Origin of the sequence: Erysipelothrix piscisicarius (assembly GCF_003931795.1) — a bacterium.
Lineage (GTDB): Bacteria > Bacillota_I > Bacilli_A > Erysipelotrichales > Erysipelotrichaceae > Erysipelothrix > Erysipelothrix piscisicarius.
The window spans coordinates 600,645-622,648 of record NZ_CP034234.1 but is presented as its reverse complement, the minus strand read 5'-3'; the positions used below and the strand labels follow the sequence as shown (position 1 = coordinate 622,648).

23 protein-coding genes and 1 pseudogene are annotated in these 22,004 nt (G+C 35.8%); 6 read left to right on the top strand and 18 right to left on the bottom strand.

Features of this window, described 5'->3' with window-relative positions:
- Nucleotides 1-204: 204 nt before the first annotated feature.
- Complete coding sequence (locus EEI45_RS03045; RefSeq protein ID WP_125164102.1) at nt 205-1,383, top strand: ROK family transcriptional regulator; 1,179 nt, start codon at nt 205-207, stop codon at nt 1,381-1,383.
- Nucleotides 1,384-1,440: 57 nt separating this feature from the next.
- Here EEI45_RS03045 and EEI45_RS03040 read toward each other — a convergent pair whose 3' ends face one another.
- Complete coding sequence (locus EEI45_RS03040) at nt 1,441-1,812, bottom strand: MazG nucleotide pyrophosphohydrolase domain-containing protein (RefSeq protein WP_125164101.1); 372 nt, start codon at nt 1,810-1,812, stop codon at nt 1,441-1,443.
- Between the two features lie 22 nt (nt 1,813-1,834).
- Nucleotides 1,835-3,526, bottom strand: coding sequence for a Na/Pi cotransporter family protein (locus tag EEI45_RS03035; protein ID WP_125164100.1), 1,692 nt, complete (start codon nt 3,524-3,526; stop codon nt 1,835-1,837).
- Nucleotides 3,527-3,739: 213 nt separating this feature from the next.
- Here EEI45_RS03035 and EEI45_RS09890 point away from each other — a divergent pair, with 213 nt between their 5' ends.
- Genes EEI45_RS09890 through EEI45_RS03020 form a run of 4 tightly spaced genes read left to right on the top strand, consistent with a single transcriptional unit; the run spans nt 3,740 to nt 5,320 of the window.
- Nucleotides 3,740-3,877, top strand: coding sequence for a linear amide C-N hydrolase (locus EEI45_RS09890; RefSeq protein WP_267128145.1), 138 nt, complete (start codon nt 3,740-3,742; stop codon nt 3,875-3,877).
- A complete protein-coding gene (locus EEI45_RS03030) occupies nt 3,846-4,688 on the top strand; it encodes a linear amide C-N hydrolase (protein ID WP_267128144.1) in 843 nt (280 codons plus the stop codon). The genes EEI45_RS09890 and EEI45_RS03030 overlap by 32 nt, the downstream gene beginning before the upstream one ends.
- Before the next feature lie 12 nt (nt 4,689-4,700).
- Nucleotides 4,701-4,988, top strand: a complete 288-nt coding sequence (locus EEI45_RS03025) for an MFS transporter (RefSeq protein ID WP_125164099.1) — start codon at nt 4,701-4,703, stop codon at nt 4,986-4,988.
- Between the two features lie 14 nt (nt 4,989-5,002).
- The gene (locus EEI45_RS03020; protein ID WP_125164098.1) at nt 5,003-5,320 is read left to right on the top strand and encodes a DUF898 family protein; all 318 of its coding nucleotides are present in this window, start codon (nt 5,003-5,005) and stop codon (nt 5,318-5,320) included.
- Nucleotides 5,321-5,477: 157 nt separating this feature from the next.
- Here the strand turns inward: EEI45_RS03020 and EEI45_RS03015 are convergent.
- A pseudogene (locus EEI45_RS03015) lies at nt 5,478-6,823 on the bottom strand (IS3 family transposase).
- 65 nt (nt 6,824-6,888) lie between these two features.
- On the opposite strand from EEI45_RS03015, the gene EEI45_RS03010 reads away from it, so the two are divergent.
- On the top strand, nt 6,889-7,827 hold the full coding sequence (locus EEI45_RS03010; protein WP_125163807.1) for an IS30 family transposase: 939 nt from the start codon (nt 6,889-6,891) through the stop codon (nt 7,825-7,827).
- 581 nt (nt 7,828-8,408) lie between these two features.
- On the opposite strand, the gene EEI45_RS03000 is transcribed toward EEI45_RS03010, so the two are convergent.
- The 15 genes from EEI45_RS03000 to EEI45_RS02940 form a co-directional block, all read right to left on the bottom strand.
- Entirely contained in the window at nt 8,409-8,999 is a 591-nt protein-coding gene (locus tag EEI45_RS03000) for an ATP-binding cassette domain-containing protein (RefSeq protein ID WP_125164096.1), read from the bottom strand.
- Between the two features lie 525 nt (nt 9,000-9,524).
- Nucleotides 9,525-10,310, bottom strand: coding sequence for a hypothetical protein (locus EEI45_RS02990; RefSeq protein WP_125164094.1), 786 nt, complete (start codon nt 10,308-10,310; stop codon nt 9,525-9,527).
- A gap of 372 nt (nt 10,311-10,682) precedes the next feature.
- Nucleotides 10,683-11,546 (bottom strand): IS3 family transposase, encoded by an 864-nt coding sequence (locus tag EEI45_RS02985; RefSeq protein WP_267128160.1) that lies wholly within the window; start codon nt 11,544-11,546, stop codon nt 10,683-10,685.
- Nucleotides 11,543-11,917, bottom strand: coding sequence for a helix-turn-helix domain-containing protein (locus EEI45_RS02980; RefSeq protein ID WP_181950066.1), 375 nt, complete (start codon nt 11,915-11,917; stop codon nt 11,543-11,545). Before EEI45_RS02980 ends, EEI45_RS02985 begins: the two co-directional genes overlap by 4 nt.
- A 107-nt stretch (nt 11,918-12,024) precedes the next feature.
- Entirely contained in the window at nt 12,025-13,005 is a 981-nt protein-coding gene (locus EEI45_RS02975) for an ArsR/SmtB family transcription factor (RefSeq protein WP_125164092.1), read from the bottom strand.
- A gap of 11 nt (nt 13,006-13,016) precedes the next feature.
- Nucleotides 13,017-14,462 (bottom strand): ABC transporter ATP-binding protein, encoded by a 1,446-nt coding sequence (locus EEI45_RS02970; protein ID WP_267128143.1) that lies wholly within the window; start codon nt 14,460-14,462, stop codon nt 13,017-13,019.
- A gap of 26 nt (nt 14,463-14,488) precedes the next feature.
- Nucleotides 14,489-14,740, bottom strand: coding sequence for a hypothetical protein (locus EEI45_RS08985; RefSeq protein ID WP_228410485.1), 252 nt, complete (start codon nt 14,738-14,740; stop codon nt 14,489-14,491).
- A complete protein-coding gene (locus EEI45_RS02965; protein WP_228410563.1) occupies nt 14,724-16,103 on the bottom strand; it encodes an ABC transporter ATP-binding protein in 1,380 nt (459 codons plus the stop codon). Before EEI45_RS02965 ends, EEI45_RS08985 begins: the two co-directional genes overlap by 17 nt.
- 12 nt (nt 16,104-16,115) lie before the next feature.
- Complete coding sequence (locus EEI45_RS08980) at nt 16,116-16,445, bottom strand: hypothetical protein (RefSeq protein WP_228410484.1); 330 nt, start codon at nt 16,443-16,445, stop codon at nt 16,116-16,118.
- A gap of 132 nt (nt 16,446-16,577) precedes the next feature.
- Entirely contained in the window at nt 16,578-17,381 is an 804-nt protein-coding gene (locus EEI45_RS02960) for a hypothetical protein (protein WP_125164091.1), read from the bottom strand.
- Between the two features lie 101 nt (nt 17,382-17,482).
- Nucleotides 17,483-18,172: a pseudouridine synthase gene (locus EEI45_RS02955; RefSeq protein WP_125164090.1), complete on the bottom strand. Its 690-nt coding sequence runs from the start codon at nt 18,170-18,172 to the stop codon at nt 17,483-17,485.
- 80 nt (nt 18,173-18,252) lie between these two features.
- Entirely contained in the window at nt 18,253-18,531 is a 279-nt protein-coding gene (locus EEI45_RS08975; protein ID WP_228410483.1) for a hypothetical protein, read from the bottom strand.
- 68 nt (nt 18,532-18,599) lie between these two features.
- The gene (locus EEI45_RS02950; RefSeq protein WP_228410482.1) at nt 18,600-20,114 is read right to left on the bottom strand and encodes a lantibiotic ABC transporter permease; all 1,515 of its coding nucleotides are present in this window, start codon (nt 20,112-20,114) and stop codon (nt 18,600-18,602) included.
- The gene (locus tag EEI45_RS02945; RefSeq protein ID WP_125164089.1) at nt 20,111-20,965 is read right to left on the bottom strand and encodes an ABC transporter ATP-binding protein; all 855 of its coding nucleotides are present in this window, start codon (nt 20,963-20,965) and stop codon (nt 20,111-20,113) included. The genes EEI45_RS02950 and EEI45_RS02945 overlap by 4 nt, the downstream gene beginning before the upstream one ends.
- Nucleotides 20,946-21,983, bottom strand: coding sequence for a hypothetical protein (locus EEI45_RS02940; protein ID WP_125164088.1), 1,038 nt, complete (start codon nt 21,981-21,983; stop codon nt 20,946-20,948). Before EEI45_RS02940 ends, EEI45_RS02945 begins: the two co-directional genes overlap by 20 nt.
- Between the last annotated feature and the right edge of the window lie 21 nt (nt 21,984-22,004).

Sequence of the window (22,004 nt, the reverse complement as noted above, 5' to 3'; positions counted from 1 at the left end):
TATAATATAGAACAATTAGAATGAAAATGTGCGCAATATCTCAGTAATTAATTATTTTATATTACCAACTACCTACACTATAGAACACTTCACCTTAAATGTAAAGCCTTACATTTGATAATTGTGTTGGTTTTGTTAAATTTCCCCCATTAATGATTACAAATTATAATTAATAGGTTACAATGTTCTTAATGGAGGTGAAATATGCAACTCAGTAAAGCAAAAACAAAGCAAACGGCTTTAATCCTTGATTTATTATATTCAAAGGGACCGCTTTCACGCATTGATATTTCAAAGTCGCTTCACATTACCCCCGCGACTGTTAGTGATTTAACCCAACACCTAATTAACGATAACATTATTTGTGAAATCGGAGAGGATACCGATAATACACGTGTAGGAAGACGCAAAATTTTATTAGGTCTTCTTCCCCATCACTCCTATTATCTCGGTGTGGAGTTATTTGAACACTCTTTCACCTTAGCGTTATCCGATAACCTTAATGAAATTCTCTTTGAAGAGGCATACACACTCTCTAAATCAGACCATGTTCGTCACGACTTATTGGTAAAGACGATCCATGATTTTATGGATAAACATCGCGATACCCCCATCACAAGTATTGGCATTGCCATACCAGGACATTATGATAAATCATCATCCCACATTTTAACCAATAACCATTCATGGTCAAATTTCTCACTGGATTATTTAAAGAAACATTTAAAGTATCCCGTCTATTTTGAGAATAATGTAAATGCGATGGCTATACGTGAACGTTTATTCGGACATGATAAAACGGATGCGAATTTCTTATTCTTACATTTTAGACGAGGAATCTTCTGTTCATATATATACCAAGGGAATCTGTATGCACGAAATAATTACTTTGTTGGAGAAATTGGACATCTTGTTGTGAATCCATTTGGCGAACAATGTGAGTGTGGTAAAATTGGTTGCCTTCAAACCTATGCGAGTCAAACATGGTTGCTTCACAAAACAAGTTTATTATTTAATAGTTCTGCGAACACCTATCTCAAACAACTGGTAACCGAAGAACATGAGTTATCGATGGATACCCTGCTGCAAGCCTATCATCTTGGCGATTCTGCAGTCATACAGTTATTAGAAAATGCAATTAATTTTTTAGCCATTGCCCTTAATAACATCATCGTTACCCTCGATACGGATATTATTTATTTACACGGTCAATTGTTTGATGATGAGCAACTTTCGACATTACTGCTCAATAAGATACGCGAGCACGATTCCGAATTCATCTCTCGACAAACAATTCAGAAAAAGATTAAACCCTATTCCAAGGCAAATGGAGCCCGCGCAGCATGCGCACTGGCCATTAGTGAAACCTTACTTTGCGAATAAAAAGAGCCTACTTTAAGAAGATGGCTCTTTTTTGTATCCATAAATGCATTTCACATCCTATTTCGGGATATTATTTGATGATTTTGCGCGTGATTTGATGACTCTTTGTGCTGAGACAAACGATTCTAAATCTGTTGTATGATGATATTTATTTGAAGCTTCTTTATCTTTTGAGAGGATCATTGCATTCATATCAATGTCATTGAGTGCCGCAATGGCCATGGCATAGTGCATTAGATCTGCCAATTCATGACCTAATTGCAAGTCTAAATCTTCATCACTTGATGATTTACGACCAGCTTTTTTATTTAGAACCTCAGCCACTTCCCCCATTTCCTCGACCAGTTTCATAAACAAACTTTGATCGACACCACCATCTTGGTAATGATCCTTTAAATATTCTTGTAGTTCCGTTATTGTAATTTCCATTACCTACTCCTTTTCACACTTCTTAATTTATGGAATCCATACGAATCTTCTCAACCCCTTCCTCGGGATTACGTTCTTTTACCTTCTCCACAATATTTATGCAGTGATCCCCTAAGCGTTCTAAAGACGCAAGAATATCTACATACAAACTACTTGCAATCGGATCGTCACAAATACCATCCGAGATACGATGGAAATGACGTTCACGGTACTTCTCATCAATTAAATCGAGGTAGTCTTCATCCTGTACAAGTTTTTCATATCCTTGAAGTGAATCCGATTTAAGCATTTTAAAACTTCGTTGAATCATATCCAAAACGAGTTTATACATTGTTTCCAAATCAAACAGTGCTTCTTCTGAGAACGTACCTCGATTTTCAAAGATGCGTTCATAAAACTCCGCAATATTTGTCGTTATATCTCCCATTCTCTCAATATTTTTCACGATATCAACACTGGTTGAGTACTGTTCTGCCATACGGCCATCAAGTTGCGTATCCTTCGCAATCGCAAGAAGATAGCGCGTTAAATTGTAGTCCAAATCATTAACCATCTCCTCCAACTGTCCGATGACATCTAAATCTTCTTCGTCTTGCGTTGTTAGGTAGTCATGTGTTGTTTCCAAAGATTCAACAACCAAATCAGCCATCTGAAGTGTTTGTTTTTGTGCTAATTGAAACGCACCATCCGGGAACTTCTTAATTAATTCATAATCCAACGCTTCAATTTTTTCTCGTTCTTTAATGCGATCTTCCCCTGGTATTAGAACTTTTAAAAGACGAATACATGCGGGAATAAAGGGAATAATCCCCACAACCCAAATTAAATTGAAGACAAAATGATTAATTCCTACAGCCATTTCTGGTGATCCACCCATCTTCCCATTAATATAGAGAATAAAATTCGAGTACGGATAGATAAATAACATGGTTATCAAGGCACCAATCACGTTATAAAGTGCATGGAACCAACCGGCTCGTTTCGTCGATACAGATCCTCCCGCAGAAGCAAGAATTGCCGTTAAAGTTGTGCCGACATTGGATCCATAAACAAATGCGGAAGCTGCAACCATTGTCATACCGCCCCCTGCATATATTTTTTGTACAAGGGCAATCACAGCCATCGAAGAGTTGATAACTGCAGTACCAATCGTTCCCGCTAAAAGCGCAAGCCATGGATTATCAGACATCTTAACCAAATATGCTTCAAACTGTGGAACATCTTGTAAGATGATCAATTGATCACTCATCAACTCAAGCCCTACAAACGTAATTCCAAGTCCAAAGAATATTTGCCCGACACTTTTATATCGTTTCTTTGTGAGCAGGATTAAGGCCCCAATAAAGACAAAATAATAACCCATCGCTTCAATATTCAAACCAATCATTAATGCCGTTACCGTCGTCCCTAAATTCGCTCCCACAGAGATTCCAATCGCGGCTTCAAGACTCATAAGGCCTGCCAGCACTAGACTAATGGAAATAACGGTCGCAGCGGTGCTGGACTGCATTAATGCTGTAATAACAGTACCTACAAGAATCGCAGAAAGTAAATTACCCGTATAGCGCTCAATATAATCCCGTATTTTTGATCCCGCTGCATCTTTAAAACCATCCCCAAGCAACTTGATTCCCAGTAAAAACATACCAAAACCACCTAGTATGACATTAAATGCAATATCTGAAAACTGTGCAACTTCTCCAAGTAATATCATCATACACCTCCCGGCTTTTTTCTTATATTTATCGTATCATCCAATGCCAGAGCTCGTGTGATATTTTGTTAATAAATTATGGATGAAAGGAATGTCGCGTCATTATGCTTTGTGATGGAATCATGATATTCTTGCGAAATCGGCTTCGTTTTATGTATTCTATTAAGAATTCCCCTATAATGGTCATGCAAGGTAAACTTGGGAGGTGTTTTTATGTGTACAAACATCACATTAAAAAGTACTCAGGATCATTTTTTAATGGCTCGCACGATGGATTTTTCTTTCGAACTTGATCCAGAAATGATTCTCATTCCACGCCATGTTCCGCTTCATTTTGCTTTTTTTAGATAATGAAGTTACAAATCATTTTGCTTATTTTGGCCTCGCTAAAAACATTGGTTCTTACGCGTTGGCAGATGGCGTCAATGAATACGGTCTCGCCGCTGCTGCATTATACTTTGAAGGTTTTGCGCATTATGAGCACGATGCGATAGTCAATCAATCACTTGCACCGCATGAAGTCGTGATGTGGGTTCTTGCACACTGCAAGACTGTTGAAGATGTTCGGCTAATGTTTGCACGACATCCGATCACACATCATGTTATTGAATTTTTAGGAATTGTACCACCCCTGCATTGGGTATTTCAAGATGCAACCGGTGCCTCGATTATTGTAGAACCGACACCACAAGGAATCCAAATTTATACAAATCAAATTGGCGTCCTCACAAATAGTCCCGATTATCCTTGGCATCTAACCAACATTCGAAATTATATCGGCCTTGATCCGGGACATGTAGAAGCAAGAACGCTCTACGGTCAAGAGTTCAAGCCATTCGGACAAGGCAGTGGGACTTTTGGAATTCCTGGGGATTTAACACCGCCTTCTCGATTTATTAAAGCGCTCTATTCCAAACTAAGCGCCCAAAAACCTGAGTCAGATCATGAACTCATTATTACCGCTCAACACATCCTTAATGGTGTTGATATTGCTAAAGGTAACGTTATAACACAGCGAAAAACCATTGACTATACACAATATATGTCGTTTATGATTCCTTCATCACAAACCTATGCCTATAGGACTTATGATAGTTTCAACACGTACAGCTATAGTCTTCATGATTATAATCTTAATCAATCTGAGTTCATTAAAATATAGGGGGAAGATCTTATGAGTACATTTTTCAAACTTAATTGGCTCGTTATTGTCGTAACCATCGCGATAGTTTTGGCAGGATTTTATGCCGAAAAAAAGAAGCATATAATTAGTCACCAATTTGGGATTGCGATGAAGAGCTTCTATGGTCTAATTACATTATTAGGAATTATCATTGCAATGATTAATTATATCGCGATCGTAGTCTTTGGCTCCTGGCAAACAATGATATTCGCAACCATTCTGATACTTGGAATTGGTTCCATCGTATTTTACTTTTTAAAGCATCGAACTAAAAAATAGAAAAGAGGATTTATATGAAATCATCATACTTTGACGGATCAATCTGGTCCTATATTACATTACAATTGGTTAATATTATTATTGCAATCTTTACACTCGGTTTAGGGACACCTTGGATTCTCGTTCGAACATATCGTTGGGAATCAGAACATACTGTCATTAATGGTGAGCGCTTCCGCTTTAACGGTGATTCTGTAAGTCTTTTTGGTCATTGGGTTTTATGGTGGTTTTTAACCCTCATCACATTTGGTCTTTATGGCATCATTGTCCGCGTTAAACTTATTTCGTGGCGCGTTGAGAACACTGAAATGTTAGGACGTTATGAGTATTAATTAAGGCTTCACTTTCGTAAGTTAATAAAAAAACAGCGTGTTACACTCGCTGTTTTTCCTAAATTCAAATCTCAACCGCACCACCCAAGGTGCGGTTGTTTTTGTATAATAAAAGGAGCCCACCCGACTATGAACTGAACCCCAAATTTTGGACAAGCTAATTATCTTTTAAATTTAAGGATTGATTCCTGTATTGAACAGGGGTCAGTCCTTTTAGTTTGCTCTTAATTCTCTTGTTATTATAAGAGTCGATATATTCATCAATTGCATCAACTAATTCTTCTACCTTTTTATACTTATGTTCTTGGTCATAATACATTTCTGATTTTAGTAGCCCAAAAAAGCCCTCCATGAGTCCGTTATCAATACTATTTCCCTTTCTTGACATACTTCTAATCATCGAATGTGCTTCTAATTCTTTCACATAAAATTGATGTTGGTATTGCCATCCTCTATCCGAATGAATAATTGTTCCTTGCGTATCGTTACAAGAAAATGCCTTGTGAAGCATGTCTCTAGTTTGATCCAAATTAGGACTTGTAGATATGTTGTAAGATACAATGTATCTACCATATGCATCAAGTATTGGTGAAAGATAGATTTTCTTCCCTTGCACATTAAACTCAGTGATATCCGTAAACCATTTTTGATTGGGTTTATCAGCTTCAAAATCTCTTTGAACTCGATTCTCAACAATGGTTCCCACTGTCCCTTTATATGAAGAATACTTACGTTTCTTTCTTATGATTGAATGTAATCCCATTTTATTCATAAGTCTCAAGACTTTCTTGTGATTTACACGAATTCCTCGATTATTTAGTTCTAAAGTAATTCTACGATAACCATATCGTCCTTTGTGATCATAATAGATTTCTATAATCTCTTGCATGAGTTCGTCGTTTTTGGTATCAAAATCAATTTTTGAAACGTAGAAGTAGTAAGTAGATCGAGCGAGTCCGGATATTTTTAAAAGAATCTCTAAGGGATATTTTTGTCGTAGTAAGGAAACTACTCTGGTTTTCTTCTTTCGCGCTCCACCTTTGTTTCACTACGGCATTCAATTTTTAAATATTCATTCTCCGCTTCCAAATACTTGTTTTTCTTCAATGCCTTTAGTTCATCATTAACTGTTAACAGTTTAGTTGGTTTTGTCATAGATGGTTTACCTCGTTTCCGTTCTATGACATTATAGCCGTTTTCTTTATAATTTTTAATCCAATTGTAAATCAATCCATCAGAACTTAATCCAAGTTCGATGGCGACAGCTATTGTACTTTCTCCATCCATTAATATCCGATTTATTACTTCTGACTTAAATTCATGAGAATAAAAGTGATTTTTGTTTCGTCTTAGAACATTGGGTCCATGTTGATCGATAAGTCTTACCAAATATTTAATACTTGATTTATTAATACCATACTCATTTACTAATGAACATACTGATTGTCCTAACTTTCGTTTTTCATATATTTCAATTTTTTGTTTTCGTGTTAGCTTAGCCATAAAAAACCGCACCTCCTCATCTTTGTCCAAGATTCGGGGTGCGGTTCACTAAAAGGAGCTCCCATATGAAGTATAAACAATTAGATAAAAAAATGAAAGACCAAATTGATATTCTATTAAGCATCGGCTACTCTATGCGCAAGGCAGCACGTAAACTCAATATATCTCATTCTACGATTTCTAGATATAAAAATAATGTCTATAAGAAACGAACGATTGATATTCGAGAAAAATATTCCCACTTAATCGAATATCTGCATTCTCACTATGATCCTAAAGTTCATTGGGTAGAAGTATGCTTGAGTAACTATAAACGATATCATCCATATAAACCGTGTGTTTCATCGCAGCAAGTCTATAACTGGATTAATCAAGGTAAACTTGATATAAAACCAAATAGAATGTGCTATAAACGTCGAAAACGTAAAAAGAGAATTAGTGGAATGATGAATCACTTGAGATGGAACTTGGAAGAGAAAACGGTACTTCCAATTAGCCTTAGACCTAAATACATTGAGGAACGTAACGAGATTGGCCATCTCGAAATCGACTCTATAATCGGTAAGAAACATGAATCTGCAGCGATTATATCCATTGTAGACCGCTGCTCAAGAATGACCTGGCTTATTAAAGCAGAATATCGATATGACTATTACACATCAAACTTAATTCGAAAATTTATTGAAGAGAATAATATAACCACGAAATCGATAACAGTAGATAATGGACTTGAATTTAAAACATTAGGAATTACAGCCAAGCGGTTGGGTGTGAAACTATATAAGTGTGATCCATACTGTTCTTTTCAACGTGGAACCAATGAACGAGCGAATGCAATCGTTAGAAGGTTTATACCAAAAGGAAAATCAATGTATGATATAGCGCAACAATATCTTGATGATATTTGCTTCAAAATTAACTCAATGCCGCGAAAAATATTTGACTTCAAAACGGCCTATGAGATAGACTTTAATAAAAGTGAAAGTGGTGCGGTTGAGATTTGATAAAAGAAAAAACACACTCTAGAAGTGTGTTTTTTGCTTAGAATTCATGTTTCACAAACAACAACAATGTGCGAACACTGAACTAAATCCTTGGTTAATTTTGTAATTACAAATGAATTGATTCCCTTTAAATAAGTCTATAGGCAATCATCGCTACTAAAGACACAAAAAAAGTAATGTGTGAATTTTTCTTGTTGTAAAGAAACATGATTCCAAAAAGACAAAGTAATAAGTAGTATTCTAAATGTATGAAAACACCTAAAGAATCTGCTTGAACAAAATAAATAAAAAGCGAATTTGTTGTAAAAATTGTTATGATTGAGAATATTAATTTTTCAAATATAAAATAATAATACTTCTCTTTTTTTCTGATTTTAATATTTGTCTCAACATCCAAATATGGAGTCAAGAAATCAAATACATATAGAATATTAAAAATAGAAACTAATAAAGAAGCACAAAGTTTCATTAATGTGAAATTACTCGAAGGGATTTTAAAAATAAGGTGTTCAATCTGACTACTATCTGCAACATTTTTTGTTATACAAGACAATATTAATAATAGGTTAAGTAAGAAAAATCTATATTTTTTCCAATTTACCATTTACGAGCTCTAATTTCTTATCAAAATTTATGTCTTCTATTTCATCATGTGAACAAATTATGATTGTTTTCGCCTTCATATTACTGATTATATTTGTGAAACTTAAAATAGATTCATCATCGAGACCGCGTGTTGGCTCGTCAAGAAGAATAAGATCTTGATCTTCCATGATTGCCTGAATTAGACCCGCTTTCTGTCTCATCCCAACACTATAATTTTTCATTTTGATTTTACTATCGATTTCTAAATCAAAAGCGTCTGCTAATTCTTTTACATATTCATAATTAAAATTTGATTTTATATGAAATAAAAATTTGAGGTTTTTTATTAATGTTTGGTCTTCTATAAGAGAGGGATTTTCAATAAGAGCCCCTATATTTTTATAATTTGTTTTTATACTGCCACCATCCGCTTTTAGTATTCCAGATATAATTTTTAGTAAAGTTGATTTACCGCATCCGTTTTTACCTTTTATATAAATGATTGAATGATCGTTTAGTTCTAAATTTAGATTTTCTAAAACAGTTAAATCCTTATAGCTTTTTTTTATATTTTCTAATATTAACATAGGTTACTCCTTTTTATAAAACTGACATAAACACAACGTGAAATCCAAAAGTTAACAAAAAACTTAAGAGCGAAACAAATAAAAAATATCGGTTATTAAAATAAATTACGAAGGATAAGAGTAAAGATATACTGTAGTACAGTATAAGTAGTGACAAGATATAGATAAATAAAATTGTGAGAAATTCAAATTTAACAAAAAATATTACGGGTATTATATGTGCTAGCGTACCATAGCAAAAAATTAAAAAAATAGTCCTCTGTAACCTTATCGATAATTCGCGATCATTTACACGAGCCAACAGAAAAATTTTTGTTTTTGAGATTTTATAAACTATAGTAAAACCAATTATTAGACATACAACATTTAAACTCATCCAATAAAAATTATGATTCAACAAAACAGCGATAGCACGCGCTCCTGAATTATAAATAAGAGCGTATTCAATTATATTTAGAATTGTAAATATAAACAACAAGATATACTGTTTCTTTGAAACACACGAAAGTATTTTTCTATTTGGGTTCATCCTTCTGTTTCTCTCTTTTTAACAGTTATAACATAAAAAAGAATCGATATTAAAAGGTACAGAACAATAGAAGCAAGGAATATGTTAAGTCTGTTTGCTCCCGATGAGAAGTTGCCAACTGTTGGAAGATTTCCTATAACCAAGCTATAGAAATACATTGATAAGTTCTTCAATGCACTTAATTTATTCGTAAATGGAATGATAAAAACTCCAACTATAAAAATAGTTGTGATAGAAATTAATGGACTTAGTGCAGTATATAAGTATTTATTTTTTATATAATAAATTAAACTGCTTAAAAAGACACAATAAACTGTGGTTCCGATAATTGAAAGTAAAAAATAAACAAAGAAATTAATCGTATTATGTGTGCTAAACGGTAACATTTGCGTTAATGTCGGATCATTGACTTCAAAGGTCAGTGGAGATTTGATAAATATAATGATTAATAGTAACGAAATTTGTTGTAACAACGAAATAAAAAGAGTTCGCTTTATTACGTTTTTGATCTTGCTCGAATAATACTTAAAATATCCAGTTCTTAATATTACTAAATCATCAAATTTATTTTGTGTGATGAGATATTCGAAATTTAGAGCATATATGCTCTCTAAACTAATTATTATTAAATAATAAACAAAAAAGAATCCTGGATTTGTTATTGTATAATAATAGAAAGAAGCATCGAAATTAAATATTTCTTGCTTTAAAACAAAAATAACTTGGACTACAATTATTGGTAACATAATTGATAGTAAATTTTTTTTACTTGATTTGTACATTTTTTCCCCCGTATTAAAAATAACTTTATCATTCGAGACAATGCTGTACAACGCATTATTTGTCTATTATCTTGATATTTTTGTATGTATTTATTGTGTTTTTGATACACTACTGGAGTATTCTCATCGAATTATCAACTCAAATCATTTTGTATCTATACGATGTCTATCGTAATTGTGGAATAACGCCAGTTGTGAAAAACTTAGAGGTTTCCACTTAGAGGTTTCCACACAGAGACTTACCCTTTCCTTTGAAAAATCCAAGATGTTAACCCGGACTATATCCATGGTTGAATCATTAATTCCTCTATTTCCGTAAAAAAACACACTCTTAAATGGAGTTGTCAAACAAAAGTAGACATTAATAAAAGACTAGAAACCCTTATCCATTTTATATTGGATAGGGGTTTTGTAATTTAAACAGTAAGCAGGTCTTTCAAAATTGAAATAATGTACATATTCTTCGATAAAATTTTCAAAGTTATCTACGGACCAGTATTGATAATCACACGCCATTTCTGCTTTAATCCATCCATTTAATGATTCGATAATTGGATTATCTGTAGGTGTTCCAGCTCGCGACATAGATCTAATTATGTTATAATTTTCATGCGCTTTAGCGAAAGCTTTAGAGTGGTAGACAGCTCCTTGATCTGTGTGAAGAATCGTGGGAGCTGTTTTTTTATTATCCTTAAGTAGCGCAAGGAGATCCTCGAGACACTTGTAGTAAGGCTTAGGATCACCAGTTGTACGCGATAATGCAGAACTGATAATTTCATTGTTAAAGGTATCAACCATTAAAGTCCATTCATAATTAATCCCTTTGTTTCGAATATGTGTCATATCTGAAACAATAATTTCTAAAGGTTTGGTTGCCCTCCATTGATTCTTTATAATATTAGGATAAATTCGACTTTGTGTTCCAGGTTTTTTATAGGAATAGTGTTTAACTTTTGATTTAATATTTAAAAACTTGCAACACTTGTGGATTAAATTATCGGAAAATTCAATCCCTAAATCACTTTGCTTTCTCATGACTGCAGCGATATCATGATAACCATAACTTGGAAAACGGCGATGCCAGTCTTTAATCACAAAGCTAAGAATCGCTCTTTTTTGTTCATAAATATTGAGATCATTCTTATGCTTTAACCACTTGTAATAACCAGATCGGTTCAAATTCATAAATCTAAGAATGAACGTAATCGGATGTTTAAAAGATAAGTCATGTGCTATTTGGAATTCTTGTCTTTTAAAGTAACGAACTCCTTGTTTACACCAACTCCTTTCACCTGGTACCCTTTTTTTAATCGTGCAATCTCAATATCTCGTTTTAGAATTTCGAGTTGAAGTCGTTCGAGCTCAGTTAATGATTTACTCGTATGAAGCGCAGAAAAATGATTTCCTGTCTTTTTCTTGTTTTTTAAACCCTCTTTACCATCACGCATGAATCGATCAATCCAACCATTAATCGTTCCTTTAGGTATTCCTGTTTCTTGTGATAGTTTCGCAGCACTTATATGTTCATCAATATGACGTGTAACGACTTTAATACGATCCTCATAAGTCCATTTATTATTTAATCCACCTTTGGGTCTTCCCATCATTAATACCTCCGTTTTATCTCTGATTTTATTATTACACAAAAAAGTAGACAAGTCTTTTTTACTTGTCTACTTTTAGTTTACTACTCCACTCTTAAAGTGTTTTTTTTTTAGAGTTCCAGTTCGTGTTCCACAAACACCAACAATTCTCGAACCCTGTCTTTCGCAATATTATAATAAACCCGTTTATTGCTGCTGGGTTCACATTGAATCAACCCATCATTTAATAATTCTTGGATGTGATAGGAAATGGTTGCGGGTGTTAAATCAAGCAGGGTCGCGAGTTCCTTTCCGTATTTTTGTCCATGATTCAAGGCTTTTAAAATCGCAAATTTACTTGGATCACCCATACTTTTCATCATCTTACATGCATTTTTATCGCTGAGTTGATTTCGACTTAAAAATGCTTCTGTCATCGTAATTCCCAAATACGTTACATCCACAAATGAATTATTAGCCATCACACTTGGATAAATAATCCCCTCATGATCATCCCAAACAATTCCAAACGTATCACGAAGATATTCAATATAAGTATTTGACTCAAGACGCGCGGTCCACTCTTGGTTTAAAACCTCAATTTCTTGATCAAACACCGATAACATTTGTTTCAGCGGTTTTGAAAGGTCTGTCACAATACCTTTAAACTCGTGATACAGCACATCAGCGGACTCGACCATACTTACTAATGCCCACTTTTCAGAATAACTTAACGATGCATGATTGATTACCTGGAAAATCCCTTCATGACGCGTGGATCCTTCACTAAAAAATGCTTTTAAAATATCTTCAATGGTTTCAACCAATAAAGCCTTAATCTCGTTTTGATTACGTGTTTGGATTTCAAGAAAACATTTAAAGGGAATATAGTACAGTTGCGCTTTTTCATTGCCAAGTAATTCAAGAATTTCAGTTGCATGGGGGTAATTTTTTTGAACTTGAAGCATCGATGCTTCACACCCTTTATAAATTGAATCAATGCGATCATGAATTGCATGAGCATCCTCTGCATAAGGGGCCTCTTGGGTCAAAAAACGTCGAAACATTACATAAGCTTCAAATTCATAATTTAGTTTTTTCTCAAATTTCATCGTAAACTCCTTTAAATATGTTGGGACTGCACAAAGCGTTCATAGACACCGTGCTCTGTTAATAGCGAATCATGGGTTCCCATTTCCACAATCACACCCTGATTTAATACAATAATTTTATCAGCATCTCGAATGGTGCTCAATCGATGTGCCGCAATAAGAATTGTTTTTTCGTTTTGGATGTTTGCGATGGCTTTTTGAATCAGTTGTTCTGACTCACTGTCCAATGCGGATGTTGGTTCATCCATAATGAGAATGGGTGCTTCACCTATTAGTGCACGTGCAATCGCGATGCGTTGACGTTGTCCCCCTGAAAGCATTCCACCTTGTTCGCCCACATGTGTATCATACCCTTGGGGAAGCGATACAATAAAATCATGGATTGCGGCTTTGTGTGCGGCTGCCTCAATCATCGCATCACTGACAATGCCTTTACTGCCTAGACGAATGTTTTCTCGGATGGTGGTGTTGAACAAGGGGGATTCTTGTTGGACATAACAAATTTGATTTCGGACACTTTGCAGCGAATAATCTTGCACATCCTTTCCATCCAACAAAATCCGCCCCTGATCGGGTTTATAAAAGCCAAGAAGTAATTGAAAAATGGTTGACTTCCCACTTCCCGATTCTCCCACAAACGCCACCTTAGATTGTGGACTGATCGTAAAATCAACAGACTTTAAAATGGTATGATCTGGTTGATATCCAAATTGAACCTGATCAAAGGTAATTAAATCATGACCCTTCCCAAGACTTAGGTCTGGTCTATCAATACGACCCTCTTCACATTCCATGTCCAACATCGTTAAGATGCGATCCGCAGATGTTTGAACTTCCAAAATATAGTTCCAAGCAACACCAAAGTTTCCAAACATATATCCAATAGATGCCTGTAATGGTAACAACAACATTACCTTCGCAAATTCAAAATCAGTAGTCCGTGCTAAGTAAAAGCCAATTCCCACAAACAATATTTTACCCAAAGCCCCAAATCCATCATTCCACATAGTTACTCGATGCTTTTTAATTTCCGCATTTATGAGGGCCTTTGCATGCGCTTGGTTTAATTCACGATAATCATCCACCACCTTATTCTGTGCATTATACAAACGCACCATCGTTTCATTTGCGATAATATCGGATACGTGATTGGTTGCTTTGTTTTGAAAGTTTCGTGCTGATACGTAATCAGTTTGAATTGCGTCTGCATACCGTGTTGCCACCCATACACTCACAATTCCCAACACAACCGCAATTATCCCAAATCGTACATCCACAAAAAATGTTGTGATTAAAGCTGCAAGACCACCCACAGTAGGATGAATAAACATGTAATTGAATCCTTGGAAATAATAATTATTAATGACATCCGCATCACTGGTTAATAAGGTCATCATATCTCCGGTATGTGAAGCACGAATTGTTGCTTCTTTTTGACGTAAGATATGATGAATCATGTGTTCTTTGAGACGTTTCTCTGCGTTTAGAGATTTCCCGTTTGTCCCATTACAAGAAGTGGAAACATAAGGAGGAATAGACCGGTTATTGTGAGGAGGATTTGTAAATCAAAAGTTCCAGCTGTAGCTTGTTCGATGGAAATCTGCGTCATCTTTCCAAACGTAAAGTTAAGACCAAAATTTGCGAGACTGGCAACACAACCGCCTAGAATTGCGCCAACAAAAGCCCACGAACCAATTTTGGATATTCGTCGCATGGTTTTAAATACGTTTGTCATGATGATCACCTCCATTTTGAATTGCGATTAAACTTGCATAGATCCCATCTTGATCTATTAGTTCTTGATGCGTTACACTCGCAACAACCGCCCCTTGATCCATCACAATAATGCGATCACAATTGCGTAAGGTTGCAAGACGATGCGCAATAATCAGCTGCGTACGTTCTGTCGTATCCATAACATGCTGGATGAGCTGTTCTGTTTCCACATCTAAAGCTGAAGTTGCTTCATCAAACAACAAGACATCACTCTCTTTAAGCAGTGCTCGTGCAATCGACAAGCGTTGACGTTGTCCCCCGGACAAGCGGTTTCCCTTTTCGCCAACAATAAAGTCCAAACCGTTTTGATCCACAAAGTCTGAGAGATGAACGTGATCCAACACCTCATGAAGTTGCTTATCCGATACCATCTGATTGCCATACTGAAGATTTTGACGAATGCTTTGATTCATCAATTCACTATTTTGAAATACCACCGCCAAGTCATTGCGTAAGGCTTGTTTATCCCAATCTTGAATCGAAATCCCTTTATAATAAACCGCCCCGGATTGAGGCGTATACAGTCCTAACAGGAGCTTCATCAGCGTTGATTTCCCTGAACCACTGGTTCCCACAACCCCGACGTGTTCCTGATCATAAATCTCAAGATTGAAGCCCTTTAATACGAGAGTATCCGTATTTGGATATCCAAAAAATACATCTTTAAAAGCAATAACAGGATCGCTATCCTCTGATCCCACCGCATTCCCGAATGTTTCTTTCGCAGCATCCCAAATTGGATAAATTCGTTCGGTTGAAACCAATAATTGCGGAATGTTTTGAACCATATTCGCAATAACATTAAATTCATTTGAAATCAGTTGAACTAAAAGAAAGGCACTGACAAGTTGACCCAATTCTAGCTCACCGTGTGCGATAAGATAGGTTCCACCAATACCAATGAGGAAATTGGGAAGCATGGCAAAGACTGAAAATGGAAATTGCAGTAAGTAGAGGGAACGGATTCCGTAGATTCCCTTATCCCGTGAATCCACCAGTGCTTTTTCGACCCATGAAGCAACCGTATCATACAAACCAAAGGTTCTTATGGTCGTTCGGTTATTCATCACATCTTGCGTGAGGGCATTGGTTTTACCCATAGCCGTTTTCCATGGAAGGATGAAATCACTGGATTTTTGTGAAGCATAACGTTGAATGATAAAAGCCAATGGAAGGGGAATAAAATACAAGATTAATAAACGCACATCAATATGAAGAATCCCAAAGGATAAGATTATTAAAAGTACAACCGCTTTGGATAAGGTGACACTTAAATTTGTTGCGGAAACAATACTGGAAACATCATTTTCAAGCCGTCCAATGAGATCACCTTGTTACAGTTGTGAACTGACACGATAATCACTTTCCAAAATGCAATCAACTGTTTTTGTTTTAAATTGACTGCGCATTGTTTCAATCACTTGAGTTTGATATTTTTGGGCCTGATAGGTCATCAATACCGCAAGGAGGGTAAGACAACCAAACCCTATTAAACTGGTTTGAGTTTGGGTAAAATCACGCAGTAATATCGATTGGGTTAGTGCTCCAAAATATTGCGATGCCATTAATTCCATGGCACCAATTAATACGAAACTACAAAGGAGTACCACATATCGATTGAAACGATTGCTTTCGCGCCATGCGCGTTTTAATTTCTTGATCATAAACCATCCTCCTACACTTAGTTATATCTTCATCTAATGTTGTGGTAGATAAAAATTAACACAAGCGGTCTTTTCAGTCAACAAATATCTAACATCGTGATAGACATTAATGAGAACCATAAAAAAAGAGTCTTACGACTCTTTGACTTGGATACGATCTAAATTAATAACTCCGGCATTTTTTAAGATTTGATACATCTCTTCGGAAACATTTTCCAGATCTACATAATCGAGATAGACTTGATACTGCGTTTCATTGACTCCATCAGAAGCTTCAATTTTAAGCTGTGTCGCCTCTTTCACCGGTGATTTTGAAGCATTGAATTGAATCTCAATATCGTGATCAAATCGCGTATCCGTAACACGCAATTCCCCTTCATTATCCCCTGTTTGGACCACAATGCGTGCACCACTTTCAACTTCTTTATCATCCACGCGATACGTTATTTTGGGTGGAATTGTATCAACGGCTTTAAAGACTTTCTCAAAGCTTGCTTCTTCACCGTTTGAAAACGAAGCGATAAAGCGCATTTCTAAATCACCGACAACAGGAATTTCATCCCCGTTATCTAGCAAGTCCATAATTCCCTTATCATCATACCCTTCTGGAAATGGATAGGGAATGTTATGCATCGTTGTATACAACTGGATTTGTTCTTGTCGGATGGTCTCTGGATCCACAATCTTACTATCTTTCAAAAACTCAACGTGATACGTTCCAAAATTACTCTTCTCGAGATCAATCGCATCTTGTAGTGCGGCATTACTTAAGTAAGTGTATTGTTCTAATTGCGCATTATCTTTAAATACAATTACTGGTTTGGATCCTTTTGTAAAATGATAAACAAAGGAAATGATGATCACAATTAAAATAATCGCAACCGATCCAACATATTTAAACTTTTTAACTTTGGTTGATTGATTTGTTGTTTCCATCTTCATGCTCCTCTCGCGTAAACCAACTCTAACTATCTTCATAATAATACCTTTCGGCCAAAAAAGATATGGACCTCACAAAAGACTCATCGCATTACCACTTATTTGATGAATAAGTTGATTTCTTCCTCCGATAAATCTCGATATTCACCGGGTTGTAAGTATGAATCCAGTTCCAACGCACCAATCTTAATGCGTTTTAAATACGTAACTTCATTATCGCAGGCATGCATCATGCGTTTCACTTGATGGTATTTCCCTTCACCGATTGTTAAGTGGATGGCGCGTTCCCCCACAACCTCAACTTGAGCAGGTTTCAAGAGTTCATCCCCTAACATCATCCCTTTTTCTAATTCCTCACAAAAGCGCAGGTCAAACGGTTTATTCAACTCAACATAATATTGTTTATGAACATTACTTTTACTGTGCGCAACACGATGTGAAAACTGGCCATCGTTTGTAATTAAGAGTAACCCTTCCGTATCCGCATCCAAGCGACCGACAAAAGCCAAATCACGATGATACGATTCTATCAGTTCTAAAACAGAGGGATACATTTCAGGATTATGTTCACAAATATATCCAGCTGGCTTGTTCATCATAAAGTAAATATCCTTCTGGTACGATACACTCTCCCCTTGAACAAAGACTTCATCCTTTTCAAGGTTTAAAACCATACCTGCATCCCGTACCACATCGTGATTTACCGTAACCATACCCTTTTTCACAAGAATCTTTACATCTTTTCGTGTTCCAAATCCATTATGAGCTAAAAATTTATCCAATCGCATATCTCATCCTCATTTCAATATCTTCTATTATATCGTATTCTCTAGAATTACGGATGAATTTTAAAAAGATTATAAATCACTTAAAGGCTATCATTAAATACATTCCTTTGGATTAAATACATTAGATTTCCAATGCGTCCGATACCATAACTCATGAGCGTCAACATAACCCACACTAAAACAACGCCTGTTTTTAACGTGACCGGAATCGATGTAATGAGGAGGTCTTTCATTGTATTTGAAAAATCTACATTTAAGACTTTGGTAATTTTTAGAATATGCATCGCAATCATTGTGAAACTCATCATCATTGAATAAATCACGAGTGAATATCTATGGGTCTTTCGATAGTTTTTCATTCCCGTTTTACTTACATGAATAAACCCTTCATTACGGCGATCATAGATAAGGTGGTATTGCTGATAGCCTAAGAAAACATTGGGACCAATAATACACCCATAAAGATAAGACGATAGAAGACTTGGTTCTTCATAACGATGACTGAGGCACCACGATTATCAATCATGGTATCAACACCCAACATCTGTGCCTGCTTCAGTTCTTCATCAAATCGGAGTGCATTTGAAATTTCATGGGCACGTTTAAATACCGCATCATGCTCTACGTAGAGATCATGAGCGCGCTCAGGTTCCCGTTCAATCATTATTTGAATCTTTTCTTTTTCTCTTACAGCTTCTTGAATTATCGCAAGTGCTTGGTTATGTCTTATCATACTTGAATCATCAATGGGGCCAAGATAATTTTGTTTATAAAGTTGATAAGACTGTTCATTTGACGTCGTACTAATCGAAAAGGTTTTAATATTATAGATACCAAAAATTAGTACAAAAACAAGAATTATTAACCCATAAGAACTTATCCAAAGTTGATACATGCTATGTACAATTCGATGTGTACTTCGAATCGGAATCCCCGCCCCCTTATGCTTACGAATTGGTCCACGTTTTACGTAGCACCCATATGAAACAATGCCCAAAATCCCAGTCAGAACTACACTAAAAAGAAGTAAATTATAAGGGAAATCGCCTTTATCTTGGACAACCATATAGTAAATATTATAAAACTTAAGGAAGCCATATTTTGAATGAATCGGAATCATTGCATATTGCATGCCTTGAGCAAAGAAAACACTTAATCCTGCGATTACTGTAAGAAGTGTATTTCGCGTAAGGGTCATAAAAATTAAAGTTAACAGTAAAAGCATTAGGGTCACTACAAAAATTGAGATATACCTAAACATTGAATAGTGAAACACACTTCCCATAAGCCAAACATGTTTGAAATAGGGAATGCTGCGAATGGATGCCTTTGAAAACCCAAATCTAAACCCATCAAATAATATTAGAAGGACCATCACAACGAAGAGTAACCCCGTTAGTACCACCATTTTTGAACGAAATAATTTTGAAAGACCTCTTTGTGTTGGCTGATAAATCTCAAGTGTCCCTTCTAAAAGATCTTCTCCAAAAAGTAAGGAGAGTAAATAAAAACCAAAGAGCAGCATCACAATCTTAGGCGTTGGACTGCGTAAAATTAGTTCATGGCGTTGGATGTTTATAAATTCAACGGGTTCAAGTTTGAGCTTCTCATAAAAATCATGTTCCTTATTCAATTTATGAACATCTTTGGGATCTTCAAAAAGGCCCGTCTCACGTTTGTCATTGATTTCTTGAAGCTCTTGATCAATGTTTTCATGATAACCCGATATGTATTTAATCTGTTCTTCAAAATACATTGTGGCATCATCTACTGAATCATTTGTGAACAAGTCGGTATGTTTAGAATATTCCTTATAAAGTGCATCATACGCACCTGTAGATTTCAAATAAACCATATTTAAAGAGACAAAGGCTAAAACAATCGCCACGAGCATTCGAAAATTCATGCGCATTTTTAGATTTTTGAGTTCAAGATGGATCATGATAGTGCGTACAGGTAAAGATCCTCGATTGTTGGATTAACCTTTATCCCTTCAATGCCATCACTAAAGTGGCGAATTCTTACCTGTTCCCCAATGCGAATGCTATTGATAATTTTATGTTCTTGAGCGAAACGTTTATACGCCTCAAAAGATAGCGTGGATTCAAAGACACGCATCTTTAAAATAAGTTTATCCGGTGTATCAAATGCAATGATATTTCCTTTTTGAAGAAGCATTATTTTATCGGCTATATATTCGATATCGGATATAATATGCGTTGCAATCAAAACAATTTTATCACCAGAAAGTTCCATGATTACATTTCTTAGATTGCTCCGTTCAACAGGATCAAGACCTGCGGTTGGTTCATCCAAGATTAAAACTGCGGGATCATTCAACATCGCTTGCGCAAGCAAGACCCGTTGTTTCATCCCACCGGAAAGAGAACTTAGTTTATGATGTTTCTTTGTTTCCAAATTAAAACGCGTCAAAAGATCTTCAATCCGCAATCTCGCTAAATCATTTGGAATCGCCTTTAGGGATGCGATATAGAAGAGAAAATGCTCGACAGTCATCTGTGCAGGTAACGGTTGATTTTGAGGCATATAACCCAAAAGACTTCGAAATACGGTGTAATCTTTTATCAATTCTCCATTAAAAGATATTGTTCCCGAATCTGCTTTCATCAAGGTTGCAAGTATTTTAATTAAAGTACTCTTCCCTGCACCATTATGCCCAACAAGCCCATAAATCCCGTTCTCCATATCAAAGCTAAGATTATTCACAGCTTTCGTAGCGCCATAAGCCTTATTTAAATTCCTTACTTCCAACCTATTTAACAAGATAATCACACTCCTTCATCGCCAAATCGCATATAAAGTGAGCTTCCTGTGATTTCCCGAAAACATAACGATCATCCACGACGCGTAACATCAGTGAAAAATCACTACGCGTAAACATCGCGCTCTCCGGTCCGCGTGATGTGATTGTCTCAGCGTGTACTACGCTACTGATCAACGTTCCATTATGATCATACTGTTCATATGCTTGTATGCCATCAAGACTTGAAGTATAGAAATAATCTTTATTTGCATACATAATAATTTTATTATCAAGTCTAATTTCGTAATCACCCTTTGAAAAAACTGCCGTCACGCGAGCATTTTCTAAAGAAGTGTTTGAATCATCCGTTGTCCGATGGATCTCATAATAAAGTCGCATGGTCTCATCTTCATAAACGGTCAACGGTTCTTCTGGAATTCTCAATTGCCCTTTATCAATGAAGAATTGATATGTCTGTATGGATTCAGGATACAGATTACGTTCAATTAGTTTAAAATGATGGTCATAAACTTCAATAATGGATCCCCCGGTTACTTCATCTTCAAAAAGAACATAGATGAAGCCTGAATCAATTCGAAAACGAAGCGGTAAGGTTTCAAAGCGGAGAACTTCTTCATAAGCTTCCCCTTTGCGATTCAAGCGTCCAAGCGAATAAGCACTTCCACCCTCAGCACTCATTCGCGCGAAAAGTCCATAAAGATAATCCCCATAATAAATTAAGTCGCTATCTTGCACAAAACTCTCAAAGTAGCGTGTATAGGATATCCGATCATTTTCAACTTCTTGGTCATCCGCAAAGGACATCCCGGTTAATCGTGCTACTTTTTGTCGGTTGATATTATAGTAATAAAGCGATGCATTCTCGACAAAATACACATCGTGATCCGTTTTAGCAATGGATGATTCGATTAAAGGCGTTGATAAATCAAATGGCTGAATCTGAATTGAATCTGAACCTAAAGTTGTCCCACAACCAGATAACGGAAGCAATAATCCCACGCATAAAAGCTTTTTTATTTTGAACATAGTTCCCCCTTGGTACGTTCT